Origin of the sequence: Nonomuraea sp. LPB2021202275-12-8 (assembly GCF_037044575.1) — a bacterium.
Lineage (GTDB): Bacteria > Actinomycetota > Actinomycetes > Streptosporangiales > Streptosporangiaceae > Nonomuraea.
In genome coordinates this window covers 1-26,091 of the sequence record NZ_JBAHWD010000042.1, presented here as the reverse complement: position 1 = coordinate 26,091, position 26,091 = coordinate 1, and the positions used below count along the sequence as shown (strand labels likewise).

Here is a 26,091-nt window from a genome sequence, read left to right as displayed (position 1 = left end):
CGGAACTTAGCGCGTTATCGGGGGATGATGCGTGCATGGCTAAGGCTCTCGAACAGCCCGTTCCGGGCATCACGGTCGGCCACGGGCTCCTCGCCCGGCGAAACGGCACGGCCGAGCCGGTGAGCAAGGTCGTGCACGACGGTGACACGATCAACATCGCGGCCGACGGCAACCTCGGCGTCCGCCTGCTCGGCGTCGACGCCCCCGAGGTCAGCTTCCAGCTGCCGCGAAATCCCGACTTCCCCGACTTCCCCAAAGGCTTCGCCCGCATCGGCCACCCGGCCTGGACGACCTTCCTCGCCGATCCCTTCGCCAAGGGCTACGCCGAGCTGCCCCTGCGCGCCGCGCTCCGCGCCCACCTGCTGACCAAGCTGGGCCCGGACGCCGCCGCCAACCACGCCGCGCACGCCGCCCCCGCCACCCAGGCGCTCAAGGACATGATCCAGGGCGACATCACCGAGCAGGGCCACAGCGACGCCACGTTCAAGCTCAGGCTGGCGTTCGCGTACGAGATCCTCGACAGGTACGGCAGGATGCTCTGCTACGTCAACCGCGAGCAGCGGGACAGGCCCCGCCCGGACCCCTACAACGAGCGGCTGCTCGAGGCCGGACACGTGGTGCCGTACTTCATCTGGCCCAACGTCGACCCCTTCGTCCGCCAGGAGGGACGCGTCGCCGACGCGGTGCCGGCGCCGGGGACGGCCGGCACGATCGCCGAGGAGGGCGCGCTGGGCAGGGCCAGGCACGCCGTGCAGCGGGCCCGCGCGGCGGGACTCGGGCTTTGGGACCACGCGGCCCCGCTGGCCGTGCTCCCGTTCGAGCTGCGCTTCCTGGCCCAGCGGCGCGCTCCCGACCGCTACGTGCTCGACCTGTCCGACACCGCCAGGGAGCTGCTGCACCCGCAGAGCTACTTCCGCGTCCCCCACCCGGAGGACCGCCTGTTCGTCAACGCCGAGCACGCCCCGCTCTTCGCGCAGAAGGGCTGGTCGGTGCCGCCGCTGTGAGGTGGGGCTAGCCCCACCCCGTACGGACACACCAGGGCCATGTCGCACGTCCCCGGCAAATCAATACCTTTGGAGACATGAAAGCCATCCGCCCCTGGTCGGCCAGGGCCTGGCTGGACACCGCCCACGTCATGACCGGCCTGCCCGTCGCCGTCGTGCTGGCCGCGCTGACCTGCGTGCTGGCCGTGGCCCCGCGCGCGCTGCGCCGCGGGATGCCGTGGATCACCGGGGTGCAGCGCTCCAGGTTCGAGGCCTTCCTCGGCGTGCACATCCCCCCGGTGCCGGCCGCGCAGACCCTGCGCACCAACAGCCTGTGGCGGCAGCTCGGCTATCACCTGCTCTCCCCGCTGGTGAGCGTGGTGGGAGTGTTCCTGGTCGCGATGGTGTGGGGAGCGGGCCTGGTCGGGGTGACCGCCTTCGTGCCGCCGCTGCTGCAGCCACCGCCCATGGTCTTCCTGCCCGATCTGAGGGAACCGGCAGTGGTGGCGGCCTACATCGTCGCCGGCCTCCTGTTCCTGCTGCTGGCGCCCATCCTGGCGCGCGCGATGGCCATGCTGGACCTGGCGGTGGCCCGCGCCCTGCTCGGCCCCAGCCGCTGGGAGCTCGGCCGGCGGATCGAGACCCTGACCGAGAGTCGCGCCGGCGTGATCGACGCGGCCGACGCCGAGCGCCGCCGCATCGAACGCGACCTGCACGACGGGGCGCAGCAGCGGCTGGTGTCGCTGGCGATGAACCTCGGGCTGGCCCGCGCCACCCTCTCCGACCTGCCCGCCCCCGCCCGCGAGGCGATCGAGCAGGCGCACGAGGAGTCCAAGCAGGCACTGAAGGAGCTGCGCGACCTCGTCCGCGGCCTGCATCCCGCGGTGCTCAACGACCAGGGCCTGGACGCGGCGCTCTCCGGCGTCGCCGCCCGGGCTCCCATACCGGTGAGGCTGCGCGTCGACATCGACCGCCGCACCTCCCCGACGATCGAGGCGGTGGCCTTCTTCATCGTGTCCGAAGCACTCACCAACATCGCCAAGCACGCCGCGGCCACGAAGGCGGAGGTGACGGTCCGCCGCGAGGGCGACCGGCTGCGCCTGCTCGTCCACGACGACGGCTGCGGCGGCGCCAGGCTCGACGGCGGCACCGGGCTGCGCGGCCTGGGCCAGCGGATCGACTCCGTGGACGGCACCCTGCGCCTGCGCAGCCCGCTGGGCGGGCCGACGACGATCGAGGTGGACCTGCCGTGCGAGTAGTGCTGGCCGAGGACTCCGTACTGCTGCGCGAGGGGCTGATCCGGCTGCTGGAGGCCGCGGGCATGCAGGTGGTGGCGGCCGTGGCCGACGCCGAGGGGCTGCTGCGCGCGGCCGAGGAGCAGCGCCCCGACCTGGTGCTCACCGACGTGCGGATGCCGCCCACACACACCGATGAGGGGCTGCGAGCCGCGCTCGTGCTGCGCCGCGGGCAGCCGTCGCTGGCCGTGCTGGTGCTCTCCCAGTACGTCGAGGAGCGCTACGCCGCCCAGCTTCTCGCCTCCGCCACGGGCGGCGTCGGCTATCTGCTCAAGGACCGGGTGGCGGACGTGGACGAGTTCATCGACGCGCTGCGCAGAGTCGCGGCGGGAGGCACCGCGCTGGACCCCGAGGTGGTCTCCCAGCTCCTGCTGCGCGGCCACAGCGACCCGCTGGACCGGCTGACGCCCAGGGAGGGCGAGGTGCTCAAGCTGATGGCCGAGGGCCGCTCCAACGCGGCCATCGGCAGGCAGCTCGTGCTCAGCGAGGGCGCGGTGGGCAAGCACATCGGCAACATCTTCACCAAACTCGACCTTCCCCCGGCAGAGGGCGATCACCGGCGGGTACTCGCCGTCCTGCAGTTCCTCAAAATCAGGAGTCTGCCATGAGAGCGGTCTGGCGGGTCGCCGGAGCCATCCTGACCGTGGTGGCGCTGACGCTGTCCACCGTCACGATCTCGGCGGGGTTCGCCCAAGCCTTGCTGCCGACCGAGAGCTCCGTCCGGACCATCGCCTTCGAGGGACGTACGCAGCTCAAGATCGCGGCGGATCGGGGCGACGTGCGGGTCACGGTGCAGGCGGGCGAGGCCGGCGTGATCGTGATCGACCGATGGCTGCGCTGGGAGCAGGACAAGCCGTCCGTCTCCGAGGACTGGGACGGCCGGACACTGCGGCTCGGCGCCTCCTGCTCCGGGCAGCCGGAACAGCCGCTGTGCGAGGCCGAGTATCACCTGCTCGTGCCTCCCGAGACCGATATCGAGGCCACGGCGTCCACCGGCGCGGTCACCGTCAGCCGCATGTACGGCGACGTACGCGTCAGCTCCGTCTCCGGCGCCGTCTTCGTGACCGAGACCTCGGGGAACCTGTGGGCCAGAAGCGGCTCGGGCTCCGTCAGCGGGTATGACCTGCGAGCGGACCATGCCGACGTGGAGGTGGGCGCCGGGAACGTGGATCTGTCGTTCCGCACGCCGCCCGCCAAGGTGAGAGCGGTGGTCAGGACGTCCGGCGACATCACTGTGGAGCTGCCCGAGGCCGCCTACGACCTGACGGCGGAGGCTCCCGACATCTTCCTGCCGACGGGCCGTGACCCCACCTCGCCCAGGAAGATCTCCCTGTCCACCCCGGAGGGCACGGTGACGGTCTGCTGCTGAAGGTCTGTTTACTCTCGTGACTCATTGGTAAGTTCCCCGGCATGAAGTCTGCGAAGCACGCCGGTGACGCTGCCGTCGCCGTGTCCAAGGCCTACGGTGTCGAGACCATGTTCACCCTTTCGGGAGGGCATGTCTTCCCCCTCTACGACGGCGCACAGCACGAGGGCATGCGCATCCTCGACGTGCGCCACGAGCAGAGTGCGGTCTTCGCCGCCGAGGCGACGGCCCGGCTGACCAGGACACCCGGCCTGGCCGTGCTGACGGCGGGGCCGGGCATCACCAACGGCATCAGCGGCGTGGCGACCGCGCACTTCAACGGCTCGCCGGTGGTCGTCATGGGCGGGCGCGCGCCGCAGTCTCGCTGGGGCAGCGGGGCGCTGCAGGAGATGGACCACCCGCCGCTGCTCGCCCCGATCACCAAGCTGGCGTTCACCGGGTCCGGCGCCGACTCGGTCGGCCAGGACGTCGAGATGGCCTTCCGCACGGCGCTCGCGCCGCACCGGGGGCCGGTCTTCCTCGACTTCTACATGGACCACCTGTTCGCGCCCTCGCCCGTGCTCGAAACCGAGACGCAGTCGCCGTCGCCGCTGGAGCCCGACCCCGACGACCTGCGCAGCATCGCCAGGCTGCTGGCCGAGGCCGAGCGGCCGGTGGTGGTGTACGGCTCGGACGTGTGGATGGACCGGGCCGAGGAGGCCGCCCGCGACTTCGCCGAGAACTGGCGGCTGCCGGTCATCCCCAACGGCCAGGGCCGCGGCATCCTGCCCGCCGGGCACGAGCTGCTCGTCACCCGCGCCCGCGGCGCCGCCTTCGCCCAGGCCGACCTGGTCATCGTCATCGGCACCCCGCTCGACTTCCGCCTCGGCTACGGCTGGTTCGGCGGCAAGGACGGCGCGCCGCTGGCCAAGGTGGTGCACATCGCCGACGCGCCGTCCCACCTGGCCACGCACACGAAGCCGGTGGCGTCCGCCTCGGGCGACCTGTCCGTGGTGCTCTGGAGTCTCGGCGCCGCCTGCGGCGACGCGGGCGTGAAGCCGACCCGATACGCCGACTGGGTGACGAAGCTGGCCGAGACCGCGGCGGCGGCCATCGCCGGTGACGCCGGCCTGCTGGCCGCGGACTCCGACCCGATCCACCCGATGCGCATCTACGGCGAGCTGGGCAAGGTGCTTGCCGAGGACGCGGTGGTCATCGGCGACGGCGGCGACTTCGTCTCCTACGCGGGCAAGTACGTCGAGCCCAAGCAGCCCGGCAACTGGCTCGACCCGGGCCCGTACGGCTGCCTCGGCACCGGGCTCGGCTACGCCATCGCCGCCCGCCTGGCCAGGCCCTCCTCCCAGGTGGTGCTCCTGCTGGGCGACGGCGCCGCGGGCTTCTCCCTGATGGACGTCGACACGCTGGTACGGCACCGCCTGCCGGTCGTCATGATCTGCGGCAACAACGGCATCTGGGGGCTGGAGAAGCACCCGATGCAGATGCTGTACGGCTACGACGTGGCCGCCGAGCTGCAGCCGCAGTGCCGCTACGACCAGGTCGTCACGGCACTGGGCGGCGGTGGCGAGCTGGTCACCAAGCCGTCGGAGATCGGTCCCGCGCTGCGCCGCGCGTTCGACTCCGGAATTCCGTACATGGTCAACATCGCCACCGACCCGGAGATCGCCTACCCGCGCAGCACGACCGGCGTGTGAGGTCCGCTAGGGCTTGACGGTGGTCGTCACCGTCACACTCGGGGTGGGCGTGCTGCAGGGCTCGATCGGGATGAGAACGACCTTGACCGCCTTGCCCACCTCGAACAGCTCGCCGGCCTTGGGCCAGCTCTCCCCGACCCTGCGGCAGGACTCGGGCAGCTTGCCGCTCTGGTCATCCACGCTGATCTTGAACCCCGCCTGGAAGATCAGGTTCCGGGCCTGCGGGTAGGGCAGGTCGACCACCTGAGGCACCTCCCTCTTGACGGCCGGCTTGGGGGTGGGGCTCGGCGTCTTCGAGGGCTTGACGGTGGGAGTGGCGGAGGGGGTCTCGGTCGGCTCCTCCTCGGTCGGAGTGGGAGTCGGCGTCGGTGACGTCCTGTTCCTGTCCGGCTGCTCCTGGGTGGGAGTGGGAGTGCGCGTCCTGGAGGTCCTCCTTGGCGGGGTCGGCGTGTCGGCGGGCTCGGTGAGGGCCGCCGAGCTGGCGTCCGCGGTCGCGCCGGGGCCGGGGAGGGCCTCCGCGCTCATGTTGGTCAGGGCGATCGCGCCCGCGCCCAGGCCGAGCACCACCGCGGTGGCCAGGCCCGCCACCAGCCCGCCCCTGCGCGGCGCCTTGCCCGCACGGCGTCCGCCCTGCCGCGGCCCGGCGACCGTGGTGGCCTCCGGGGCGGCCTGGACGGCCCCCGTCTGGTAGGCCGCCACCGGCGGGGCCATCGTGGCGCCCGTCGTCGGCGGGGGGACCAGGTCCCTCGGGACCTCGCCGGCGGCCACCATGCGGGCCGCGTCGCTCATCGCCCTGGCGCTCGGGAAGCGCCTGGCCGGGTCCTTGGACAGCGCGCGCTCCACCAGCGCCCGCACGGGCGGCGGGATGTCGCCGGGCAGGGGCGGCGGCGCCTCGCGGATGTGCTTGAGCGCGATGGTGACGGGGCTGTCGCCGTCGAATGGCCGCTGTCCGGCCAGGCACTCGTAGGCGACCACGCCGAGCGCGTAGATGTCCACCGCGGGCGTGACCGGCGCGCCTTCGGCCTGCTCGGGCGCGCAGTAAGCGGCCGTGCCGAGCACCATGCCGGCGTCGGTGAGCCGGTTGGCCAGATCCGATCTGGCGATCCCGAAGTCGGTGATGACGAGCGTGCCGTCGCGCTGCACGAGCAGGTTGCCCGGCTTCACGTCGCGGTGCACGATGCCCTGGTCGTGGACGGCCTGCAGCGACGACGCCGCCTGTGCGATCAGCTCCATCGCGGGCTGCGGCGAGATCCTGCCGAGCCGGGTCAGCAGCCGGTCGAGCGGCTCTCCGTCGACGAACTTCATCACTAAGTAGACGGTGTCGCCGCTGACCCCGTAGTCGTAGACGTCGACCACGCCAGGGTGGTTGATCGTCGCCATCGCCCTGGCTTCCGCCTGGAAACGGGCGAGGAACCCCGGGTCCTGCATGCGTCCGGGGAGCAGCACCTTGACAGCGACCGTCCGCGCGAGGACCGTATCCTCTCCACGCCAGACCTCGCCCATGCCACCGGCGCCGATGCGGGTATCCAGGCGATACCGCCCCGCCAGCGTCGTCCCTTGGGCTACCATGCTCCCCCGCTACCCCTTTACCTCTCGAACCTCTCCCACCCCAGGGTTCTCCAACAAAGCGGACTTGTGTCGCGGTGAGGTAACACAGAGGTCACGGAACTCCGCGAGTGTACGGCCCTCACATCTCACACGCCACCCAAAAGCCACAAGCCGTATAAACCCTATCCTGTGGCCTACGAACCACACTTGTCCCGGTTTTGTGTGAGAACACAGCACCGTACTGGGTACGCGGCGAGCGGGCGACGGCGGTCCCCGCACTAGGCTTGCGCCATGACGCTCGTCCCCGGTCTCCGCTCCAAGCTGCTCATCATGGTCGAGGTGGAGGACACCGCCCAGAAGATCGGCAGCGGCGACGTCCCGGTGCTGGCCACGCCGCGCCTGCTGGCGCTGGCCGAGCAGGCCACCGTCCAGGCCCTCGGCCAGGTCCTGGCGCCGGGCGAGACCTCGGTCGGCACCCGGATCGAGCTCGAACATCTGGCCGCGAGCTCGATCGGCACGCACGTGGAGATCGGCGTCGAGCTCACCGGAGTCGACGGCCAGCGCCTGACCTTCGGCTTTCAGGCGAGGGACAAGCACTCCCTCGTCGCCCGCGGCACGATCGAGCGGATGGTGGTCGACCGCGACAGGTTTCTCGCCCGCGCTAGTCGATGACCGCGATCAGGTGACCCTCCTGGATCACGTCGCCCTCGGCCACCTTGAGCTGCGCCACCACACCGTCGTCCTCGGCGAGCACCGGGATCTCCATCTTCATCGACTCGAGGATGACCAGCGTGTCGCCTTCGGAGACCTCGTCGCCCTCCTTGACGACGACCTTCCACACGTTCGCCACCATCTCAGCGCGGACCTCAGCCACGACGACTCCCCTCTGGTAATGCGCCAACAATGTCATGCGCGCTTGGCGCGCATCCGCCCGACCAGGCCCGTGTCATAGTCGCCGGTCGCGAACTCGTCGTTGTCCAGCAGCTCCGCACAGAACGGCAGGTTGTTCTTGGGCCCCTCGACCACGAACGCGGCGACCGCCTTGCGCGCACTCTCCAGCGCCTCGGCACGCGTCGCGCCGTGCACGCACAGCTTGGCCATCAGCGGATCATAGAACGGCGTGACCGTATTACCGGATTCGTAACCTGAGTCCACGCGGACGCCGTCACCCGAGGGCTCCTCCCATGCGGTGATCTTGCCAGGGCCGGGAAAGAAGCGCTTGGGATCCTCGGCGTAGACGCGGAACTCCACGGCGTGCCCGCTGACCTGCGGGCTCACCTCGGGGCTCTCCCCCGCGGCGACGCGCAGCTGCAGCTCCACCAGGTCCAGCCCGGTCACGAGCTCGGTGACCGGGTGCTCCACCTGGAGCCTGGTGTTCATCTCCAGGAACACGAAGTCCTGCTTGTCGGCGTCGACCAGGCACTCGACCGTGCCCGCCCCCAGATAGCCGACCGCCTCGCCGGCCCGTACGGCGGCGGCGAGCATGCGCTCGCGCAGCTCGGGCGTGATGCCCGGCGACGGCGACTCCTCCACCACCTTCTGGTGGCGGCGCTGCACCGAGCAGTCACGCTCGCCCAGCGCCACGACCCTCCCGTCGGGCAGTCCGAGGATCTGCACCTCGACGTGACGGGCGCGTTCGATGTAGCGCTCGAGCAGGATGCCGGGTCCGGCGAGCACGTCGCCCTGGCCTCCGGCAGCGGCTGCGGCCGCGAACCTCAGCGCCGCCCTGGACGCCTGCTCGAACGCCTTGCCCAACTCCTGATCGTCATGGGCGACGCTCATCCCGATCCCGCCACCGCCTCCGGCGGTCTTGACCATGACGGGGTAGCCGATCTCCCGGGCGGCGGCGCGTGCAAGGCCGACATCCGTGACGGGCTCGCGGGTGCCGGCCGCGACCGGGACTCCCGCGTCCTCCATCAGGTTGCGCGCGTTGATCTTGTCGCCCATCTGGTCGATGGCCTCGGGCTCCGGGCCGATCCACACCAGCCCGGCGTCGATGACCGCCCGGGCGAAATCGGCGTTTTCCGCGAGGAACCCGTAACCGGGATGGATCGCCTTCGCCCCCGTGGCCCGGGCCGCCTCCAGCACCTTGGCCGGATCGAGATAGCTCTGCGCGGGACTGGCCGGCCCGATCAGCACGGCCTGGTCGGCTTCGCGGACATAGGGCAGATCGGCGTCGGCCTCGGAGTGAACGGCGATGGCGCGCAGCCCCAGCCGCTTGACCGTGCGGACCACCCGTCGCGCGATCTCCCCCCGGTTGGCGACCAGAACAGGTCCGAGCGTCTCTATAAGCACGCCGCCAACCCTACGACCGCCGAGCCCGCCGCCCCTTCCCCCTAAACCACCGATCCGAACCTTCGGATCTGTAGGAACCCTACAAAAGTGAGCCTCCCGAAACGCTCAGGCACCCTACGACACTGGACAAGACCTACAGGTCAGCGCCTCAGAGCCGGTGCGACGGCCGGTCCGCGACTCGGGCCAGCGCCTCGATGGCCGCGAACTCGTACGCCGTGCCGGCGCCCAGCCTGAGCCGCTCCAGGGCGGCGCCCGCACGGTCGCGGTCGGTCGAACCGCCGAGCAGGTCGTCATAGGCGTTGGCGACCTTGATGATGCGGCTCGACAGCGGCGGGTCCTCGCCCACCGGGTCGCACTGGCGGCTGACCAGGTCGGCGACCCGGTCGAGCACGCCGGTCTGCCTGATCACCTCCGCGCCCAGCTCGGCGATACGCCGGGCCTGCTCCGGGTCGGTCAGCACGGTCGCGCCCCCGGGAATCGGATCGCGCAGCGAGAGCTGACCGATGTCGTGCATCAGGGCCGCGTACTCGAGCTCCAGCAGCTCCGGCTCGGCCATGCCCAGCTCCCTGCCGATCGCCACCGCCAGGCGGCTCACCCTGCGCGAGTGGCCCGGCTCGACGTAGCCGCCCACCTCGGTGACCCGAGACAGGGCGCGGACCGTCTGCAGGTAGGTGGCGCGGATGCCCGCGTACTTGCGGAAGGCCACCTGCGTGACGAGCAGCGGGGCCGCGAAGACCAGCAGGGCCACCAGGTCCATGCTGTGCGTGGCCAGGGCGAGCAGCACGCCTGACGACGCCACGGCGGCCCCGAGCGGGAAGGTGACGTTGAGCTCGTCGCGAACCGCCACCCTGAAGGCGGTGCGCACCTGCTCGGCCCTGAGCATGGCGGCGATCAGGACGTCGATCAGCAGCGTGAGGCTGATGAGCACGACCATCACGCCGAGCGCGGGCCACCACGTGCCCAGCTCCCCCTGCGTGGCCTGGTAGAGGGGGTCGGCGAGCGGGCGGAAGGCGAAGGCGAGCAGGGCGCCGGTGAGCAGCCGGCGGGCCATCGCGTCCAGGCGCGGCGGGCGGCCGACCGCCAGGTGCGGCAGCGCGCCCGCGATCATCCCGACGGCGATCACCGCCACCACCTGGAGAGCCGAGTGACGCAGCGGGACCTGGCTCAGGTCGAGCAGCAGCGTGTAGCCGAGCGCCGCGGCGGCGCCGACGGGGGCCACCTCCCGGTTGCCCGGCATCGTCAGCCTGGCGAGCTCGCCGGCCGCGATGAGCGCCCCGAACCCGACGGCGATCTCCGGCCGGTCGAGGCCCACCGCGGACGTGTGCGCGATCCCGGCCACGGCGACCAGCCCGGCCGCGCAGATGAGCAGCAGCTGCCCGGAGTCGAGCCGTTGGTAGGCGCGGGTCACGGTCCTGTCACCACTTGGATGGGCATCGTCGGGTCGTCGTGGTCCTTGGTCAGCGTGTCGGCGTCCTCGGGAGGCGGCGGATCGACGCGGCGCGGCGGCTGCCACGGCTCGCGCTCCAGCGCCCTGACGAAGGCCGTCACCATGACGGGGTCGAACTGGCTGCCCTCTCCCTTGCGCAGCTCATCCACGGCCACCTCGACGGGTCTGGCGCCACGGTAGGAGCGGTCGGAGGTCATCGAGTCGAACGCGTCGGCCACCGCGATGATCCTGGCGAACTCCGGGATCTCGTCCGCGGCCAGCCCCATCGGGTAGCCCTTGCCGTCGTGGCGCTCGTGATGGTGCATGATCCCGGCGAACGCCTCGTCCAGGAAGTCGATGCCCTGCACGATCTCCAGCCCGCGCATCGGGTGGAGCTGGATCGCGGCGAACTCCTCCTCGGTCAGCGGCCCGTCCTTCTGCAGGACCTTGGTCGGCACGCCGAGCTTGCCCACGTCGTGCAGCATGCCGGCGTAGCGGATGGCCCGCAGCCGCTCCATGCCCATGCCGATCTCCTGCGCGATCATGGTGGAGGCGAGCGAGACGCGGGTGCAGTGGCCCCTGGTGTAGTAGTCCTTGGTCTCCACCGCCTGGCACAGCGCCGCGATGGTGGCGTCGTAGGAGCGCTGCTGCGCGTGATACTGGCCGAACGCCCAGCGCGCCACGAACAGCGGCAGCAGCACGAGCACGGCCGAGATGGACTGCACGGTCGCCCAGAGCCCGGCCACCAGCAGCCCGAACGTCCCGTAGCCCAGATAGGACAGCAGGAACTGGGTCAGGCCGCGCAGCGGCACCTCCATGGACCCGGCGTCGGTCGCCAGCCGGATCATGGTGAGCGTGAGCATGATGTTCAGCGGCACGAACACGGCGGTGGCCGCGGCGTAGGGGCCGATGAGGTCGTCGAAGGCGTTGACCCTGGGGACGCCGATGGCGCCGCCGAGCCAGACGTAGACGCCGCCGGCCGCGTAGCCGCAGATGGCGAACTGCGCGCCGTTGAACACCCGCTTGATCAGCGGCAGCCCCGGCCGCACGCTCAGCACGGCGGTGAGACCCACCAGCGCCGCCCCTTCGGGCCCGATCAGCACCACCGCGGCCAGCGCCGCCGAGAAGCTGACCGACACCGCGAAGTGCTCCACGTTGAGCAGGGTCGGCATCGACTCGCACACCAGGAACAGCAGAACGAGCACCAGCAGGACATCGAGATTCTCCGGGGCCACCAGGCTCCCGGAAGTGATCAGACTGCGCCCGATGAGGGCGGCCGCCGCGCCGATGACGGCGAGCAGGTAGACCCTCGCGGGCCACGGCAGATCACGCATTGCGGCCCCCCACGAGCGCTCAGGTCCAGGAAACCCCGGGCGGCGCGGCTCCGCCCGCCATCACCAGGACCACAGGGGTGATGAGCACGGCGACCGTGAACAGCCGGGCGATCGTAGCCTTCAACATCCGCCTCCACGTCTACTTCTGGGCTCACGCTACAGAAGAAGGCCGTCTCACATGGGCGGAGCCGAGAATCGCAAGCAAAGCGTAATCAACTGACTACGCGACGAGTCCTGGCCCACTCGGCGGTGAGCTTCACGCCGGTGCCCAGATCGGTGCGCGGCTCCCAGCCGAGCCCTTCGTAAGCAGGCACCGGGTCGACCGCCATCGCCGGCAGGTCGCCCGGTCGCGGCTGCGCGAAGCCGGGCTTGTCGGGCGCCCCCGCCGCGTCGGCGATCAGCGAGTGGAGCCTGCGGTCGGTGGTCTGGATGCCGGTGCCGAGGTTGAACCTGCGGCCGTTGCCCTCGGCTCCGCACGCCCGGGCGAAGCCGTCGACGACGTCGTCGACGTAGACGTAGTCGCGGGTCTGCGTGCCGTCGCCGTAGAGGACCGTCGGGGTGCCGGCGAGCAGCGCGTCGGTGAAGATCGAGACCACCCCCGCCTCGCCCTCGGGCGACTGGCGCGGGCCGTAGACGTTGGACAGGACCAGCGTGGTGAACTCGATCCCGTGCAGGGCGCGGAACATGGCCAGGTACGTCTCGCCGCTCAGCTTGGAGGCCGCGTAAGGGGACCTCGGGTCGGTGGCGGCGTCGCCCGGCACCGGAATCGTGGCGGGCCTGCCGTAGACCGCGACGGAGGAGGCGAACACCACCTTGCGCGCGCTGCCCTCGCGAGCGGCGACCAGCGTCGCGGCGGTGCCCTCGACATTGATCCTGGCGTCGTGCACCGGGTCCGCCACGCTCTTGCGCACGCTGATCTGCGCGGCGAGATGGCAGACGACCTCGGGCCGGAACTCGGCGGCCAGCCGGACGAGCGCGGGATCGCGGATGTCCAGCTCGTGCAGGGTGAACCGGTCGCTCAGCGCGGCTCCCGCCAGGTTGTCGCGACTCCCCGAGGACAGGTCGTCCACCGCGGCGACCTCGTGCCCGTCAGCGAGCAGGCGGTCGACGAGATTCGATCCGATGAAGCCGGCACCCCCGGTGACAAGCACGCGCATGGGGAGATCCTAGTCGGAAAGCTCCGACCTCACCTGCGCGATGCGCGCCAGCACCTTGGAGCGCAGGTCGTCCGGGACGGGGTCGCAGCCGCACTTCTTGGCCACCAGCTGCTTGATCGCCTTGTCCAGGTCGTACTCCTGCAGGCAGGGGCTGCACTCCTCGAGATGGACGCGGATGTCCATCACGTCGTGCCCGGTCAGCTCGCCGTCGAGATAGGCGTAGACCTTGTCCAGCACCTCGCGACAGTCGGTGTCGTGCGGGTTGCCACAGCTCATTTCGATCCCTCCGTTGGGACCAGGCCACGCTCGCGAGCGTAGTCCTCGAGAAGGCCTCGCAGCTGCCTGCGCCCACGGTGCAGCCTCGACATCACGGTGCCGATGGGAGTCCCCATGATGTCGGCGATCTCCTTGTACGGGAAGCCCTCGACGTCGGCGAGGTAGACCGCGATCCTGAACTCCTCGGGCAGGGCCGCGAGTGCGTGCTTGACGTCACCGTCGGGCAGGTGCTCCAGCGCCTCGACCTCGGCGGACTTCAGCCCGCTCGAGGTGTGGGACTCCGCCCGCGCGAGCTGCCAGTCCTCGATCTCCTCGGTGCCGGACTGCTTGGGCTCACGCTGCTTCTTGCGATAGCTGTTGATGAAGGTGTTCGTCAGGATCCGGTAGAGCCAGGCCTTGAGGTTGGTGCCTTCCTGGAACTGGTGGAACGACGCGAACGCCTTGGCGAAGGTCTCCTGGAGCAGGTCCTCCGCGTCAGCGGGGTTCCGGGTCATCCGGAGCGCCGCCGAGTAAAGCTGTTCGAGATACGGCATGACGTCGCGCTCGAATCGCTCGCTCCGCTGCTCCAGAGTCTCCGCGCCTGTCGCGGGCACCGGACCCACCCCCCTAAGATCACCGGTGGCCGGCTGTGGCGGGACACCGTACTCAGGGGAGAATACCCGCTTGTCAGCGACCGACCGGTCACTGGGGAGGGGTTCGAGCAATGTGAGCATGCTCGTCGCAACACGCCCGCACCTTCGTCTGTTCCCGCAAGATAGAAGGTGACGAACAACCCGGTGCGGGGAAAACCATACGTACCGGCTGGTAGCCATTTTCCGGAACCCAGGAGTCGCGTGTGCTGCCCATTCCGGCCGAGGAACTCAACGGCTCAGGGACGCTGGGGCCGTACTGGACCTTCTATCGCGCCGTCGTCGCCGAACAGCTCAGCAGGTGGCTCCCCGACCAGCCCGCCGTGATCCTCGACCTGTCCGGTGGCCGCGGGCGCTGGTCCGGCCAGGCGGCCAGGGCCGGGCACCGGGTCATCGAGGTGCTCGACTTCCGCCGCACCGCCGAGGCGAGCCGGTTGCGCGACGCCGATCTGGTCCGCCACGTGCGCGCCGACGACCTGTCGTTCCTGCCTGACGAGAGCGTGGACGCGGTGGTCGCCGAGGAGCGGGCGATGTCGATCGAGCTGATGGCGGAGTCGGCCATGGCGGACGTGGCCCGGGTGCTCAAGCCGGGCGGCCGGGCCCTGGTGTGCGTCGACTCGCTGGTGCTCGGCATGGCGATCCTGGCCGAGCAGGGCCAGTGGCAGCACCTGCGGCAGACGGGCGAGGTCATGCTGGTGCCGTGGCCCGACGGCAGCATCACGCGTTGCTTCAGCAGCGGGCAGTTGCGCGAGCTGCTGATGGGCGCCGGGCTGGAGGTGGAGTGGATGCGCCCGCGCACGGTGCTGTCACCCTCGACGGTCGATCACGTGCTCGGCTCCGACACCCGGACGATGTCCTATCTGGTCCGCACCGAGCTGGAGGCGCATCCGGACGACGACGACACGGTCGGCATCCATCTGGTGGCCAGTGCCCGCAAGAGCCCCGCGTGAGCTAGCGGCGCCGCTCCCGCTTGCCCTGGCACTGCACGCAGCGGGCCGCCTCGGGGCGGGCCTCCAACCGGCCCTCGGGCACGGGCTTGTCGCAGTCGACGCACCGGCCGTAGGTCCCTTCGTCCACGCGCTTGAGCGCGTCGATCACGGCCCGGCGCTGGGTGGTCGCCACGGTCAGCATGGCCTGGGCGCGGTCGGCGTCCGTAAGGTCGGAGCCCGCGTCGGCCGCCGACCGGTCACGAATCGCCACGGGGTCTCCCTGCAGCACTCCGATCGATCGGTCCAGCTCCGAGAGCATGCCTTCCAGCCGCTCACGAGCGGTCGTGACGTCCACGAATCCGCACCTCCGGGAAATGAGGGCAACCCGCGGCGAGAATCCCCGGAAATCCCGCCCGGTGCAATTGGGGGCATTGTGTGGCGGTGACTCCGAGTAAACGGATGCATCGCTTTCCTCACCGAATGCCCACTTAGCGTGCTTCTTACACCTTTACAAAAGGGCGCTTTCCTCCTCCGGAGGCAATGGCTCGATGAGCTCCGGGCCATTGTTGCGCACGTTGTTGACATCCGTGCTGACAGGATGCGCGGTCAGCCGGCCGGACTGCGCGGGCACCAGCAGCCCCGACGCCTGCTTCGGGTCGGTGAGTTTCGGATCGAGCCACTCGGCCCACCGCTCCTGCTCGATCATCATCGGCATCCGGTCGTGGATGCGCCCCAGATCGTCCTCCGCGTCGGTGGTGATCACCGTGCAGGTCACCAGCCACTTCAGCGGGTCGTCGTCGGCGCGCCCCGGGTCCTTCCAGAACTCGTACAGTCCCGCCATGGCCAGCACGCCGCCGTCCTCCGGATGGATGAAGTACGGCTGCTTCTTCTTCTTGTCGCCCTCGACCGGCATCCACTCGAAGTAGCCGTCGGCCGGCAGCAGGCAGCGCCGCTTGGCGAACGCCTGGCGATAGGACGGCTTCTCCGCCACCGTCTCGATCCTGGCGTTGATCATCCGTGAGCCGACCGACGGATCCTTCGCCCAGGCGGGCACCAGTCCCCACTTGACGATCCGCAACTGCCGCACCGCCCGCTCGGCGTCCTTGGGGACGCGGCTGAGCACGGCGTAGACGTTCTTGGTCGGCGCCACGTTGTAGTCGGGCCGGAGCTCTTCGTCCGGATCGCCGTCGAGCTCCACCTGGAACTCCTCGAGCAGCTGGTGCTTGTCGCGCGCCGACGCGTATCTACCGCACATGCGTCCACACTGCCACGTACGACTTTCGCATGCGTGTGCGAGCCCGGAGGACTTCCTCAGTCGTGACGCGCGTCCGGGGCCGTGCCACGGCCGGGCCAGTAAACTTCGACCATGCCCAACGCGCACTGGCCCGCCCCCGTCGCCGCCGCACCGGTCGCGGCGTCCGTCTCGCTGCCCGGCTCCAAGTCGGTGACCAACCGCGCGCTGGTGCTCGCCGCGCTCGCCGACGGTCCGGGGACCGTACGCCGGGCGCTGCGCAGCCGTGACGCCGATCTGATGGTCGCGGCGCTGCGCGACCTCGGCGCCACCCTCACCGCGGGCGCCGAGACCGCCTCCGGCGTCGACTGGCAGGTGACGCCTGGCCCGATCCGCGGCGGCGCCGCCATCGACGCGGGCCTGGCCGGCACGGTGATGCGCTTCGTCCCGCCGATGGCCGCCCTGGCCGACGGCCCCGTCTCCTTCGACGGCGACCCGCATGCCCGCAAGCGCCCGATGGGCCCGATCCTCGACGCCCTGCGCGCCCTGGGAGCCCGGGTGGACGGCGACGCCCTGCCGTTCACCGTCCACGGCCCGCTCACCGGCGGGGAGGTGACGCTGGACGCCTCGTCCTCCTCGCAGTTCGTCTCCGGTCTGCTCCTGACGGCCGCCCGCTTCGACAAGGGCGTCACGATCCGCCACGTGGGGCCGCCCGTGCCGTCGCAGCCGCACATCACGATGACCGTCCACATGCTCCGCGCGGCGGGGGTACGGGTCGACGACTCCGAGCCGGACGTCTGGCATGTGGAGCCCGGGCCCGTCGCCGCCAGGGAGTGGGTCGTGGAGCCCGACCTGTCCAACGCCGCGCCGTTCCTCGCCGCGGCCATAGTGGCGGGCGGCACGGTCACCGTCCCGGGCTGGCCGCTGGAGACCACCCAGCCGGGCGACGCCCTGCGCGCCCTGCTCGCCGACATGGGCGCCGTGGTCGGCATGGCCACCGGCGATGACGGCACGGCCGAGCTCACCGTCACAGGAAACGGCGAGATCGCCGGGATCGACACCGACCTGCGCGAGGTGGGCGAGCTGACGCCGACGATCGCCGCGCTGGCGGCCCTGGCCGGGTCGCCGAGCCGGATCCGCGGCGTCGCCCATCTGCGCGGCCACGAGACCAACCGGCTGGCCGCGCTCGTCACCGAGATCAACCGCCTCGGCGGCGACGCGGAGGAGACCGGCGACGGCCTGATCATCCGGCCGCGGCCGCTGCACGGCGGCACCTTCCACAGCTACGCCGACCACCGCATGGCCACGGCCGGAGCGGTGATCGGCCTGGCGGTTCCCGGCATAGAGGTGGAGAACATCGCGACGACGGGTAAAACCCTTCCGGAGTTCGTGGAGATGTGGACGTCGATGCTGGATGCCCGATGATCGCCGGTCAGGGGTTCGAGTTCATGGGAGCGGACCGCTGAGAAAGCGGGAGTACGACGAGGACGACGTACGGGTCAGGCCGGGCAAGGGCTCCAGGCCGCGGACCCGCATCCGTCCTGCGCACGAGGACGCCGTGGAGGGGTTCGTGGTGGCGGTCGACCGCGGCCGCTACACCACACTGGTCGAGCCCGAGCGCCCCAAGGGCTCCGCCGCCAAGCGCAAGCAGCAGCAGCCTCGTCTGGTGGTCGCCATGAAGGCGCGCGAGCTGGGCCGCAAGGGTGTCGTGGTGGGCGACCGCGTCGCCCTGGTCGGCGACGTCTCCGGGGAGCCCGACCGCCTGGCCAGGGTCGTCCGGGTGGAGCCGCGCACGTCGATGCTGCGCCGATCCGCCGACGACACCGACGACACCGACGGCATCGAGCGTCCCATCGTGGCCAACGCCGACCAGTTGGTCATCGTGGCCGCCCTGGCCGACCCACCCCCCCGGCCCCGCATGATCGACCGGATCCTGGTCGCCGCCTTCGACGCCGAGATCGATGCCCTGCTCTGCCTCACCAAGGCGGACCTCGCCCCGCCGAACGACCTCGTGGCGCTCTACGAGCCGCTCGGCGTCGAGCACGTCGTCGTCCACAAGGGCGGCTCTCTCGACGAGCTCCGCGGCCACCTCGCCGGCCGGATCAGCGTCATGGTCGGCCACTCGGGCGTCGGCAAGTCGACCCTGGTCAACGCCCTGGTCCCGGACGCCAACCGCGCCGTGGCGCAGGTCAACGCCGTCACCGGGCGCGGCCGCCACACCTCCACCTCGGCTGTGGCGCTGGCTCTGCCCGAGGGCGGGTGGATCATCGACACGCCGGGCGTGCGCAGCTTCGGCCTGGCGCACGTGTCGGTGGAGACCGTCCTGGCGGGCTTCCCCGACCTGATCGAAGGCACCGTGCACTGCCCCAAGGGGTGCACCCACCTGGCCGCCGAGTGCGCCCTCGACGACTGGGTGGCGCAGGGCCACGCCGACCCCACCCGCCTGGAGTCCCTGCGCCGCCTCCTGGCCGGCCGCGAAGGCACTCCAGACGACTGACCCGGGAGATCAGGGCCGGTTGGGGCGCAGGGTCCAGCCGACGGTGAGGTTCGCGACCAGCTCGCCGTCGGCGTTCTTGACCGCCACCTCCACGTCGAACTCCGGCCGCTCACCCGCGTCCAGCCGCGCCACCACGTCCTCGCGGGCGGCCAGCAGGCGCGCCTCCGCGGTCACCTCGCCCATGGCGAGCTTGCGGTAGCGGATGGTGGACGCGGTGGCCAGCGGCACCGCACGGCTGAGCTGGTCGCCGAAGGCCGAGAGCATCGCGGCGCCGGAGGCCGACTCCGCCAAGGTGAACAGGGCGCCTGCGTGCGGCCCCGCCACGTGGTTGTGCAGATCCGCGCGGTCGGGCATGCGGCAGGTGGCGCGGCCGTCGCCGGCCGAGTCGAAGGTGATGCCGAGGGTGCGGGCGAAGGGCACCGTCTGGAGGAGGAGGTCGCCGGCGTCTAGAGACATGGCACACATGCTACTCACGAGTAACCGGAAGCGGACTTACCAGAAAAGGCGGGCCGGTTGACTGATGTTCGGCACACCAGGCACGGTAGCGTGACTGTTCGTGCAGGGTTACACCGATGATCTACGCCTCGCGCATGTCATGGCGGACGCCGCCGATGATCTGACCATGCGGCGGTTCAAGGCGGTCGACCTCAAGGTCGAGACCAAGCCGGACTTGACGCCGGTCAGCGATGCCGACCGGGCGGTGGAGGAGGCGATCCGAGGGACGCTGCGCCGCGCCAGGCCACGCGACGCGGTCGTGGGCGAGGAGTTCGGCAAGACCGGCTGGGGCGCCAGGTCGTGGGTGATCGACCCCATCGACGGCACCAAGAACTACGTGCGCGGCGTGCCCGTGTGGGCGACGCTGATCGCGCTGATGGAGTACGGCAAGGTCGTCGTCGGCGTGGTGTCGGCCCCGGCGCTGGGACGGCGCTGGTGGGCGGCCTCCGAAGGCGGCGCCTGGACCGGCAGGAGCCTGACCAAGGCGACCCGGATGCGGGTGTCGTCGGTCTCCGCCCTGGAAGACGCCTCCTTCTCCTACTCCAGCTTCGGCGGCTGGGAGAAGACCGGACGCCTGGACAACTTCCTCGACCTCGGCCGCGCGTGCTGGCGCACCAGGGCGTACGGGGACTTCTGGTCGCACATGATGGTGGCCGAGGGCTCGGTGGACCTGTCGGCCGAGCCCGAGCTGTCGCCGTGGGACATGGCCGCGCTCACGGTGATCGTGCAGGAGGCCGGCGGCGTCTGGACCGATCTCGCGGGCGTCGACAGCATGGAGGGCGGCAGCCTGGTCTGCACCAACGGCATCCTGCACGACGAGGTGCTCAGGCGCCTCAACGGCAACGGCTGACCTCTCAGAGCTCCAGCACCCGGGCCGCCGCGGCGATCAGGCTGTCACGGTAGGCGCCGCCGAAGAGCACCACGTGCACGAGCAGCGGGTGCAACTGGTGGAGCGGTACGCGCTCGCGCCAGCCGTCCGCGAGCGGCGCCTCCTCCCGATAGGCGCCCAGGATCCGGTCGAGGTGCGGCGCCCCGAAGAGGGCCAGCATGGCCAGGTCGGTCTCGCGATGACCGCCGTGCGCCGCCGGGTCGACGAGCACACCGGTGCCGCCGGACCAGAGCAGGTTGCCGCTCCACAGGTCACCGTGGATGCGCGCGGGCGGCTCCGGCTCCCCCGCCACCTCACCGAACCGCGCGACGGCCCGCTCGATCAGGTGAACATCCGATGAAGGCAGCCGCGAGCGCCGTACGAAGGGCAGGACGCGGCGGGAGGCGTAGAAGGCGGGCCAGTCATCGGCGGGCGCGTTGTCCATCGGCAGCTCGGCGATGAAGCCGGGCCAGGGCGCGCCGAAGGCGGGCGCCCCGGCACCGTGCAGGCGGGCCAGGTCGCGCCCGAAGCGTTCGGCCGCGGCGGCGGTGGGCGGCTCCTCGCCCACCCACGACAGCACGAGCCGGTCGTCGGCGACCTCGATCACCTCCGGCACGGTGATCGCCTCGCCCAGCCACCGCAGCCCTTTGGCCTCGGAGGCGAACACCGGGGAGCCGGCCCCCGTCTTGGCGAAGACCTCGCGCCCGTCGTCGAGCACGCCCCGCCGCAGCCGCCGGCCGTGGGACGTGCCGAGCTCCTCAGTGAATCTCATCGGCTATGTGCTCGGCCACGCCCTCAGCGGCGACCTCGACCAGCTCGAGCACCTCTTCGAAGCCCTCGTCGCCGCCGTAGTAGGGGTCGGGCACCTCGGCGCCGGGGGGCGCGTCGGGGTCGAAGGAGCGAAACAGCCGCACCTCCACGTCGGCGGGCGCCAGCCGGCGCAGGAACGCCTGGTTGTCGCGGTCCATGGCCAGCACCAGGTCGTAGCGGTCGAACCAGTCGGCGGTGAACTGCCTGGCGCTGTGCTCGGCGCCGTCATAGCCGTGCGCGGCCAGGATGCGCGCGGCCCGCTCGTCCATCGGCCCGCCGGCATGCCAGCCGCCGGTGCCGGCGCTCTCCACGATCACCCGCTCGGCCATCCCGTGATCGGCCAGCACCTTGCGGAGCACCATCTCGGCCATGGGCGAGCGGCAGATGTTCCCCATGCACACGACACATACGCGGTACGTCACTGAGCTCATGCCTTCCATCATGAGGCCGACCAGGGGTGTTCATGCTCGACGGCGAGGACCTCTACGCCCCCACCGTCGAGCCCGTCTCCGTGCGCCGCATGATCGGCATGGTGTTCCAGCGCCCCAACCCGTTCCCGACCATGTCGATCTACGAGAACGTGGCGGCGGGCCTCCGGCTGAACGGCCGGGTCGCCAAGTCCCAGCTCGACGGCGTCGTCGAGGAGTCGCTCAAGGGCGCCAACCTCTGGAACGAGGTGAAGGACCGGCTCAGCAAGCCCGGCGCCGGCCTGTCGGGCGGCCAGCAGCAGCGCCTCTGCATCGCCCGGGCCATCGCGGTCAGGCCGCAGGTGCTGCTGATGGACGAGCCGTGCTCGGCGCTCGACCCGATCTCCACCCTGGCCATCGAGGACCTGATGGCCAAGCTCAAGGACGAGTTCACCATCGTCATCGTCACGCACAACATGCAGCAGGCCGCCCGGGTCAGCGACAGGACCGCCTTCTTCAACCTCGCCGAGCAGGGCAAGCCCGGCAAGGTCGTCGAGATGGACGAGACCTCCCGCATGTTCACCAATCCCTCACAGAAAGCAACCGAGGACTACATCACCGGGCGCTTCGGCTGATGATCGGCCAGCAGGTGGCGACCACGATGAACGGAGAGACGAGAACGAAACCCGTGCTCCTCATCGCCGACCCGGACACGGCGGTCGTACAGGACGTGGCCGCCGCCCTCGAACGCGAGGGCGTGGCCGTCACAGGCGCCGCAGACGGCGCGCAGGGCCTGCTCCAGGCCGGTGCCCTGCAACCTGATGTGGTGCTCGTCTCGGCGACGCTGCCGGTCATCGACGCGGCCTCCCCCGAGTCGCGCAAGGTGCTGGCCGTGGGCGAGGTGGAGCTGGATCTGCACGCCTACCAGGTGCGGGTGGACGGACGGATCGTGCACCTTCCACTGCGCGAGTTCGAGCTGCTGCTCTACCTGATGCGCAACGCGGACCGCACCGTGACCCGCGAGCAGATCATGCGCCACGTGTGGCAGGCGGCGTCCAGCACCTCGACCAACACGATCTCGGTGCACGTCAAGCGGCTGCGGGCGAGGCTGGGCGACGACGACGACCAGCTCATCCAGACCGTACGCGGCGTCGGCTACCGGCTGGTCACGCCGGGCATTTCCGGAACGAACGCATAATGCGCTCGGCGATGCCCTCGACGGTCGCTATGCCCGTCGCCACCTCGGCGCTGCCCTCGGTCAGCACCGCGATCGCGTAGTCACGGCCGTCGCCGCGGACCAGCCCGACGCTCACGACGGCCCAGCGCTTGTTGGACACCCGCTTCAGCCAGCCGTTCTTCAGCGCCACGCGCTCGCCAGGGCACCTCGCGGCACTGACACCCCAGTTCTGGCCGTCGACGATCCTCCCCATGAGCCCGAGCACGCGCTTGCGGTCCTTGGCGGACAGCGGGCCGCCGGGCGACACCAGCGCCCGCATGAGCCGGATCTGGTCCTGTGCGGACGTCCTGGTGATGCCCCAGCAATAGAGATCCACGCAGTTGCCGGAGACGCCCTGGGTGTGGCGCAGACCCAGCTTCCTGCCCGCCGCGGTGAAGCCGGGAGCGCCGCCGATGCGCAGCCAGAGCCGGTCGGCGGCGTGGTTGTCGCTGAAGCGGATCATCAGCTCGGCGTCACGCTTGACGTTCGCGGAGAGCTTGCTCCAGGGGGTGTCCAGAAGGAGGGCCATGAGAATCTGGGCCTTGGCGGTGCTGGCGGTGATCATCCGCCCGTCGGGGTGGTAACGGTATCGGCGGCCGGTCGTCAGATCCTCGACCATGGCGGTGACCGGCCCGGCCCGGCCTGCCAGATAGCGGTCGAGGCGCTTGGTGATCTCATTGGAGGAGATCCGTGAAGCGGTCTGCTCGAAGCTGACGAGCTGAGGAGCGGCCGCAACGGATGGGACGATCCGGAAGGCAGCCTCCCGGGTCAGCACGGCCCACGGGACGGCCGTCAGGGACCAGGTCCCCTCCTTGGGGCGGACAGTGTTGTGGGACCAGATACCCCCGGGAGCGACTTTGTCGGGCGCGGCACTCCTTGGATACGCCGCGGTGGCCGGCGGGCCGAGCCCCTCGTCGCTGATCCCCACCACCCTGGCCGCCTCGGCCTGGGCTGAAACCCAGGTCCGGGAGGCGGTGGAGTGCGCGCCCAGCGTCGACACGGCGAGGAACAGCAGCAGGGCGAGCGCCATGATGATCATTCGTAACGCGCGCCCCCGGCCCGCGATCATTCGTGAATTATCACGAAAATTCGCGACACATCGCTAGGGAATCGTGGCGAGAAGTTTGGCGATCGAGTCGTCGTCGCAGGTGGCCCAGAAGTCTCCCACAACGTCCTCCAGGTGCTGGAGCGAGTCAGCCCTGAACAGAACGTCCTGATATTTCGTGATGTCGTAGTGAGTCGTCCCCATCGCGGCCAGATCCAGCGGCCGGATGTCCATCCCCCGGAACTCCTCGATCTCCCCGTACGAGGACAGGATGCCCGCCCCGTACGCCTTGAGCTCGCCGCCCTCCTGCATCACTCCGAACTCCAGCGTGAACCAGAACACCTTGGACACGAACTCCAGCGCCTCCTCGCCCCGCACCCGGCGCGCGGCGTCCCCGGCCAGGCGGTAGAGCGCGGCGTAACGGTCGCTGGCCAGCGCGTTGGCGTGCCCGATGACCTCGTGCACCACGTCGGGCTCCGGCGTGTAGAACGGCACGGAATGGTGGCGGATGTACTGCGTCGAGTGGAAGTACCCGTCGGCCAGGACCTCGTAGAAGTCCCGCAGCGGCACCAGCCCCGCGGCAGGCAGATACCGGAACCCGGTCAGCGGCTCCAGCAACTCGCCGACCTCCTGGAGCTGCGGGATGCGCGTACGCGGCAGCCCGAGCCTGGCGACGCCGTCGAGGTATTCGGCGGTCGCATAGGTGGCGTGCTTGGCGGCCAGCTCCCTGGTCACCAGCGCCCAGACCTCGTGCTCCTGCTCGATGTACTCGGCGACGGGGATGGGGGTCCCGCGCCGATGGTTGACGGCCAGCCCCGCGATCGCGTTCCGCCGTGCCCGATACACCGGATCCGCGAAACCCGGATGAGACGTGGCCAACTCGACCACCACCGACCCATCGTCCTGGGTAGCGATCGGGGCGAAGTACTGCGCTTCCTCGAACATGCACCAAATGACAGCAACTCACGTCATCCCTGGCAAGAGCGCGCAGTTTCACTGCGCGATACGCTGCATTCAGTACGACCTACGCCGACATTTCTAGTCGAATCGCACAGTCTTCGAGGAGGCAGCCGTGGACGAGCTCGACGCCCGGTTGCTCGTCACCATGCGCGCCCACCCCCGCATCGGCCTCACCGAGCTCGCCCGGCTCCTGGGCGTGGCCCGCGGCACCGTCCAGGCCCGCGTGGACAAGCTCATGTCCCGCGGCGTGATCGAGGACTTCGGCCCAGCGGTGTCGCCCGCACACGCCGGCCACCCCATACTGGCGTTCGTATGGCTCCAGATCGCCCAGGGGCGACTGGCCGAAGCCGTGGAGGGGCTGCGCACCGTACCTCAGATCTTGGAGGTGCACGGCACCAGCGGCCAGCACGACCTGCTCTGCCGCGTGGTCGCCAAGAGCACCGAGCACCTGCAGGAGATCATCGCCCATATCCTGACGTCTCCGGCGGTGCAACGCACCGACACCACGGTCGCGCTCTCGACCCAGATCCCCTACCGCATCGAGCCCCTGCTCCAGGCCCGCTGACACGACCTCCAACCCATCGCGGCCATCGGAGCAACGGTGATCGGCAGCCGCTGGAGCCTCTTGCCGGCACCATCGCCGGCGATGCAGCACCGGCGAGGGTCCCAAACGGCCCCGCCGAGCACAGCTTGCCGGCGGGTCCGCCTCTGATCACAAATGGAACCAATGGATGCGGCGGCAGGTGGTGCAGACGAAGCAGGTCGCATCACGATTGGCCCAGTCAAAGCCCATGAATGTCATCCCAGTGGTCTGTAACTTCCACCGATAACTTTCGAAGAGCTCACTCCGGCATGTGTCACAGGTGAGGTTGCCACCGTGAGGCAGGGTAACGGGCTGCGGCTCGTCCATATTCACGATGCTAGCCAACTCCGTCCGACGTGATCAGGCCGGCAATCTGAGCTGATGGGTGAGCATTCATCGACAGGCGCGAGCCGGATGAACAGTGACCGGCGTTCGCGCCTGCTTCGCAGCAGAGGCGCACGATGTCGACGACACTCGACTCTTGGCCCCCATCGATGCCCATGGGGCAGCTTTCACGCGGTCGTCACACACACGAGAGCAGCACTCCACCGTCGGCGACCTGGGCCGGCGTCCAAGCTGCAGCATCGCCCAGCCTCGTCGGCGGCCACATGGGCCGTGCCTATCGGGCAGCCGGCCTAGTACCGGCCTCGGTGCACGCAAGGCCAGCGGACTTGCCGTAAGCCGACGTCCTCGATTCGGAACACGGGGAAACCCGTGGCTCCTCCCGATACAGCCGTACCCGTCGGTTCCGGCTGACCCCGCTGACCCCACGCGGCAATACCGATATACGAGCTCGGAAACAGACTTCCCCCCGGGCCCCCACACACGAAAGGGCTCCCCGCAGTGACCCACGAACCCTCACAGCACCGGCAGCACAACGCCGACGCAAAAGGCTCAGCTGCGCCCGGCGCAACGGAAAAACGGACGGCTTCCCGGCCCGGAACGCAAAAAAGGGGGCTCCCCGCGGTGACGCGGGAAACCCCCAATAAAGCTGCAGCAAAACGTGGGCGCGAAAGGCCCGCAGTAGCCGGCACCAAACCCGTGTCCAGC

At 70.3% G+C, this 26,091-nt stretch carries 27 protein-coding genes and 1 pseudogene; 13 read left to right on the top strand and 15 right to left on the bottom strand.

Going from position 1 to position 26,091, the window contains the following annotated elements; genetic code table 11:
- The first annotated feature begins 35 nt into the window (after window positions 1-35).
- The 5 genes from V5E28_RS42735 to V5E28_RS42715 all read left to right on the top strand — a co-directional run bounded on the left by V5E28_RS42735 (window position 36) and on the right by V5E28_RS42715 (window position 5,335).
- On the top strand, window positions 36-1,004 hold the full coding sequence (locus V5E28_RS42735) for a thermonuclease family protein (RefSeq protein WP_336215743.1): 969 nt from the start codon (window positions 36-38) through the stop codon (window positions 1,002-1,004).
- A gap of 77 nt (window positions 1,005-1,081) precedes the next feature.
- Window positions 1,082-2,242: a sensor histidine kinase gene (locus tag V5E28_RS42730; RefSeq protein ID WP_336215741.1), complete on the top strand. Its 1,161-nt coding sequence runs from the start codon at window positions 1,082-1,084 to the stop codon at window positions 2,240-2,242.
- Entirely contained in the window at window positions 2,233-2,886 is a 654-nt protein-coding gene (locus V5E28_RS42725) for a response regulator transcription factor (protein WP_336215739.1), read from the top strand. The genes V5E28_RS42730 and V5E28_RS42725 overlap by 10 nt, the downstream gene beginning before the upstream one ends.
- Entirely contained in the window at window positions 2,883-3,647 is a 765-nt protein-coding gene (locus tag V5E28_RS42720; RefSeq protein ID WP_336215738.1) for a DUF4097 family beta strand repeat-containing protein, read from the top strand. The genes V5E28_RS42725 and V5E28_RS42720 overlap by 4 nt, the downstream gene beginning before the upstream one ends.
- Window positions 3,648-3,688: 41 nt before the next feature.
- Entirely contained in the window at window positions 3,689-5,335 is a 1,647-nt protein-coding gene (locus V5E28_RS42715; protein WP_336215737.1) for an acetolactate synthase, read from the top strand.
- Window positions 5,336-5,341: 6 nt separating this feature from the next.
- Here the strand turns inward: V5E28_RS42715 and V5E28_RS42710 are convergent, their stop codons facing one another.
- A complete protein-coding gene (locus V5E28_RS42710; protein WP_336215736.1) occupies window positions 5,342-6,904 on the bottom strand; it encodes a serine/threonine-protein kinase in 1,563 nt (520 codons plus the stop codon).
- Window positions 6,905-7,174: 270 nt separating this feature from the next.
- On the opposite strand from V5E28_RS42710, the gene V5E28_RS42705 reads away from it, so the two are divergent.
- Window positions 7,175-7,555: a thioesterase family protein gene (locus V5E28_RS42705; RefSeq protein WP_336215734.1), complete on the top strand. Its 381-nt coding sequence runs from the start codon at window positions 7,175-7,177 to the stop codon at window positions 7,553-7,555.
- On the opposite strand, the gene V5E28_RS42700 is transcribed toward V5E28_RS42705, so the two are convergent.
- From V5E28_RS42700 to V5E28_RS42670, 7 genes are all read right to left on the bottom strand, one after another.
- On the bottom strand, window positions 7,545-7,757 hold the full coding sequence (locus tag V5E28_RS42700; RefSeq protein ID WP_336215732.1) for a biotin/lipoyl-binding carrier protein: 213 nt from the start codon (window positions 7,755-7,757) through the stop codon (window positions 7,545-7,547). The genes V5E28_RS42705 and V5E28_RS42700 overlap by 11 nt on opposite strands.
- Before the next feature lie 32 nt (window positions 7,758-7,789).
- On the bottom strand, window positions 7,790-9,178 hold the full coding sequence (locus tag V5E28_RS42695) for an acetyl-CoA carboxylase biotin carboxylase subunit (RefSeq protein ID WP_336215730.1): 1,389 nt from the start codon (window positions 9,176-9,178) through the stop codon (window positions 7,790-7,792).
- Window positions 9,179-9,326: 148 nt separating this feature from the next.
- Window positions 9,327-10,586 carry an HD-GYP domain-containing protein gene (locus V5E28_RS42690; protein WP_336215729.1) on the bottom strand — a complete coding sequence of 420 codons (1,260 nt, stop codon included), beginning with the start codon at window positions 10,584-10,586 and terminating at the stop codon, window positions 9,327-9,329.
- On the bottom strand, window positions 10,583-11,938 hold the full coding sequence (locus V5E28_RS42685) for an HD-GYP domain-containing protein (RefSeq protein ID WP_336215727.1): 1,356 nt from the start codon (window positions 11,936-11,938) through the stop codon (window positions 10,583-10,585). Before V5E28_RS42685 ends, V5E28_RS42690 begins: the two co-directional genes overlap by 4 nt.
- Window positions 11,939-12,150: 212 nt before the next feature.
- Window positions 12,151-13,095: an NAD-dependent epimerase/dehydratase family protein gene (locus V5E28_RS42680; RefSeq protein WP_336215726.1), complete on the bottom strand. Its 945-nt coding sequence runs from the start codon at window positions 13,093-13,095 to the stop codon at window positions 12,151-12,153.
- Window positions 13,096-13,104: 9 nt separating this feature from the next.
- Window positions 13,105-13,371 carry a mycothiol system anti-sigma-R factor gene (rsrA, locus tag V5E28_RS42675; protein ID WP_336215724.1) on the bottom strand — a complete coding sequence of 89 codons (267 nt, stop codon included), beginning with the start codon at window positions 13,369-13,371 and terminating at the stop codon, window positions 13,105-13,107.
- A complete protein-coding gene (locus V5E28_RS42670) occupies window positions 13,368-13,973 on the bottom strand; it encodes a sigma-70 family RNA polymerase sigma factor (protein ID WP_336215723.1) in 606 nt (201 codons plus the stop codon). The genes rsrA and V5E28_RS42670 overlap by 4 nt, the downstream gene beginning before the upstream one ends.
- 233 nt (window positions 13,974-14,206) lie before the next feature.
- Between V5E28_RS42670 and V5E28_RS42665 the strand changes: the two genes are divergently transcribed.
- On the top strand, window positions 14,207-14,950 hold the full coding sequence (locus tag V5E28_RS42665) for a class I SAM-dependent methyltransferase (protein ID WP_336215721.1): 744 nt from the start codon (window positions 14,207-14,209) through the stop codon (window positions 14,948-14,950).
- 1 nt (window position 14,951) lies between these two features.
- On the opposite strand, the gene V5E28_RS42660 is transcribed toward V5E28_RS42665, so the two are convergent.
- Both V5E28_RS42660 and V5E28_RS42655 read right to left on the bottom strand, forming a co-directional pair.
- Window positions 14,952-15,284, bottom strand: coding sequence for a TraR/DksA family transcriptional regulator (locus V5E28_RS42660; RefSeq protein WP_336215720.1), 333 nt, complete (start codon window positions 15,282-15,284; stop codon window positions 14,952-14,954).
- Between the two features lie 153 nt (window positions 15,285-15,437).
- The gene (locus V5E28_RS42655) at window positions 15,438-16,184 is read right to left on the bottom strand and encodes an SOS response-associated peptidase (protein WP_336215718.1); all 747 of its coding nucleotides are present in this window, start codon (window positions 16,182-16,184) and stop codon (window positions 15,438-15,440) included.
- 111 nt (window positions 16,185-16,295) lie between these two features.
- Here V5E28_RS42655 and aroA point away from each other — a divergent pair, with 111 nt between their 5' ends.
- Both aroA and rsgA read left to right on the top strand, forming a co-directional pair.
- A complete protein-coding gene (gene aroA, locus V5E28_RS42650; RefSeq protein ID WP_336215716.1) occupies window positions 16,296-17,585 on the top strand; it encodes a 3-phosphoshikimate 1-carboxyvinyltransferase in 1,290 nt (429 codons plus the stop codon).
- A complete protein-coding gene (gene rsgA / locus V5E28_RS42645) occupies window positions 17,575-18,657 on the top strand; it encodes a ribosome small subunit-dependent GTPase A (RefSeq protein ID WP_336215714.1) in 1,083 nt (360 codons plus the stop codon). Before aroA ends, rsgA begins: the two co-directional genes overlap by 11 nt.
- Window positions 18,658-18,666: 9 nt before the next feature.
- Here the strand turns inward: rsgA and V5E28_RS42640 are convergent, their stop codons facing one another.
- Window positions 18,667-19,122, bottom strand: coding sequence for a DUF4442 domain-containing protein (locus V5E28_RS42640; protein ID WP_442945963.1), 456 nt, complete (start codon window positions 19,120-19,122; stop codon window positions 18,667-18,669).
- 91 nt (window positions 19,123-19,213) lie between these two features.
- Here V5E28_RS42640 and hisN point away from each other — a divergent pair, with 91 nt between their 5' ends.
- A complete protein-coding gene (gene hisN / locus V5E28_RS42635; RefSeq protein ID WP_336215711.1) occupies window positions 19,214-20,002 on the top strand; it encodes a histidinol-phosphatase in 789 nt (262 codons plus the stop codon).
- A 4-nt stretch (window positions 20,003-20,006) separates the two neighbouring features.
- Here hisN and V5E28_RS42630 read toward each other — a convergent pair whose 3' ends face one another.
- A complete protein-coding gene (locus tag V5E28_RS42630; protein ID WP_336215709.1) occupies window positions 20,007-20,792 on the bottom strand; it encodes a fructosamine kinase family protein in 786 nt (261 codons plus the stop codon).
- A complete protein-coding gene (locus tag V5E28_RS42625) occupies window positions 20,779-21,261 on the bottom strand; it encodes a low molecular weight protein-tyrosine-phosphatase (protein WP_336215708.1) in 483 nt (160 codons plus the stop codon). Before V5E28_RS42625 ends, V5E28_RS42630 begins: the two co-directional genes overlap by 14 nt.
- A 23-nt stretch (window positions 21,262-21,284) precedes the next feature.
- Here V5E28_RS42625 and V5E28_RS42620 point away from each other — a divergent pair.
- Together V5E28_RS42620 and V5E28_RS42615 are read left to right on the top strand one after the other, a co-directional pair.
- Window positions 21,285-21,872, top strand: a pseudogene (locus tag V5E28_RS42620) (phosphate ABC transporter ATP-binding protein); the annotation flags it as partial.
- Complete coding sequence (locus V5E28_RS42615; RefSeq protein ID WP_336215707.1) at window positions 21,872-22,435, top strand: response regulator transcription factor; 564 nt, start codon at window positions 21,872-21,874, stop codon at window positions 22,433-22,435. The pseudogene V5E28_RS42620 and the gene V5E28_RS42615, both read left to right, overlap by 1 nt.
- On the opposite strand, the gene V5E28_RS42610 is transcribed toward V5E28_RS42615, so the two are convergent.
- Window positions 22,404-23,522 carry a serine hydrolase gene (locus tag V5E28_RS42610; RefSeq protein WP_336215706.1) on the bottom strand — a complete coding sequence of 373 codons (1,119 nt, stop codon included), beginning with the start codon at window positions 23,520-23,522 and terminating at the stop codon, window positions 22,404-22,406. The two genes, V5E28_RS42615 and V5E28_RS42610, sit on opposite strands and share 32 nt — an antisense overlap.
- 33 nt (window positions 23,523-23,555) lie before the next feature.
- Window positions 23,556-24,443, bottom strand: coding sequence for a phenylalanine 4-monooxygenase (locus V5E28_RS42605; protein ID WP_336215705.1), 888 nt, complete (start codon window positions 24,441-24,443; stop codon window positions 23,556-23,558).
- Between the two features lie 127 nt (window positions 24,444-24,570).
- On the opposite strand from V5E28_RS42605, the gene V5E28_RS42600 reads away from it, so the two are divergent.
- A complete protein-coding gene (locus V5E28_RS42600) occupies window positions 24,571-25,023 on the top strand; it encodes an Lrp/AsnC family transcriptional regulator (RefSeq protein ID WP_336215704.1) in 453 nt (150 codons plus the stop codon).
- Window positions 25,024-26,091: the final 1,068 nt, after the last annotated feature.

Bases quoted from the DNA above. Each gene is read 5' to 3' on its own strand.
- V5E28_RS42735 (WP_336215743.1), top strand. From the start codon at position 36: ATGGCTAAGGCTCTCGAACAGCCCGTTCCGGGCATCACGGTCGGCCAC.
- V5E28_RS42730 (WP_336215741.1), top strand. From the start codon at position 1,082: ATGAAAGCCATCCGCCCCTGGTCGGCCAGGGCCTGGCTGGACACCGCC.
- V5E28_RS42720 (WP_336215738.1), top strand. From the start codon at position 2,883: ATGAGAGCGGTCTGGCGGGTCGCCGGAGCCATCCTGACCGTGGTGGCG.
- V5E28_RS42715 (WP_336215737.1), top strand. From the start codon at position 3,689: ATGAAGTCTGCGAAGCACGCCGGTGACGCTGCCGTCGCCGTGTCCAAG.
- V5E28_RS42710 (WP_336215736.1), bottom strand. From the start codon at position 6,904: ATGGTAGCCCAAGGGACGACGCTGGCGGGGCGGTATCGCCTGGATACC.
- V5E28_RS42705 (WP_336215734.1), top strand. From the start codon at position 7,175: ATGACGCTCGTCCCCGGTCTCCGCTCCAAGCTGCTCATCATGGTCGAG.
- V5E28_RS42685 (WP_336215727.1), bottom strand. From the start codon at position 11,938: ATGCGTGATCTGCCGTGGCCCGCGAGGGTCTACCTGCTCGCCGTCATC.
- V5E28_RS42680 (WP_336215726.1), bottom strand. From the start codon at position 13,095: ATGCGCGTGCTTGTCACCGGGGGTGCCGGCTTCATCGGATCGAATCTC.
- rsrA (WP_336215724.1), bottom strand. From the start codon at position 13,371: ATGAGCTGTGGCAACCCGCACGACACCGACTGTCGCGAGGTGCTGGAC.
- V5E28_RS42655 (WP_336215718.1), bottom strand. From the start codon at position 16,184: ATGTGCGGTAGATACGCGTCGGCGCGCGACAAGCACCAGCTGCTCGAG.
- aroA (WP_336215716.1), top strand. From the start codon at position 16,296: ATGCCCAACGCGCACTGGCCCGCCCCCGTCGCCGCCGCACCGGTCGCG.
- rsgA (WP_336215714.1), top strand. From the start codon at position 17,575: ATGCCCGATGATCGCCGGTCAGGGGTTCGAGTTCATGGGAGCGGACCG.
- V5E28_RS42640 (WP_442945963.1), bottom strand. From the start codon at position 19,122: ATGTGTGCCATGTCTCTAGACGCCGGCGACCTCCTCCTCCAGACGGTG.
- V5E28_RS42630 (WP_336215709.1), bottom strand. From the start codon at position 20,792: ATGAGATTCACTGAGGAGCTCGGCACGTCCCACGGCCGGCGGCTGCGG.
- V5E28_RS42625 (WP_336215708.1), bottom strand. From the start codon at position 21,261: ATGAGCTCAGTGACGTACCGCGTATGTGTCGTGTGCATGGGGAACATC.
- V5E28_RS42615 (WP_336215707.1), top strand. From the start codon at position 21,872: ATGATCGGCCAGCAGGTGGCGACCACGATGAACGGAGAGACGAGAACG.
- V5E28_RS42610 (WP_336215706.1), bottom strand. From the start codon at position 23,522: ATGATCGCGGGCCGGGGGCGCGCGTTACGAATGATCATCATGGCGCTC.
- V5E28_RS42605 (WP_336215705.1), bottom strand. From the start codon at position 24,443: ATGTTCGAGGAAGCGCAGTACTTCGCCCCGATCGCTACCCAGGACGAT.